At 67.9% G+C, this 252-nt stretch carries 1 protein-coding gene; it reads right to left on the bottom strand.

Annotated elements, in window-relative coordinates:
- Positions 1-252: ArsR/SmtB family transcription factor (locus ACSYDW_RS18950; RefSeq protein ID WP_438340290.1), on the bottom strand; the 252-nt coding region annotated here is incomplete at both ends.

The raw sequence follows: 252 nt of genomic DNA, 5'->3' as shown, positions 1-252 counted from the left end.
CGACCGCCAGCGTCACTTCGATGAGCGAGGTGAGGGCGCGTGCCAGGTGCGGGTCCGAGACTTCGTAGCGCGTCTTGCGGCCTTCCGGTTCCGCGACGACGATGCCGCAGTCCCTCAGGCAGGCGAGGTGGTTGGAGACGTTGGATCGGCTCAGGCCGAGGTCTCGGGAAAGGTCGGCCGGGTAGCCAGGGCTCTCCAGCAGGGAAATGAGGATTCGTGAACGGGTCGGGTCGGCCATCGCTCGGCCGAGCC

The organism is Paeniglutamicibacter selenitireducens, from assembly GCF_051550675.1.
Lineage (GTDB): Bacteria > Actinomycetota > Actinomycetes > Actinomycetales > Micrococcaceae > Paeniglutamicibacter.
The sequence above is the reverse complement of the archived record's forward strand: the minus strand, read 5'-3'. Positions and strand labels throughout refer to the sequence as shown.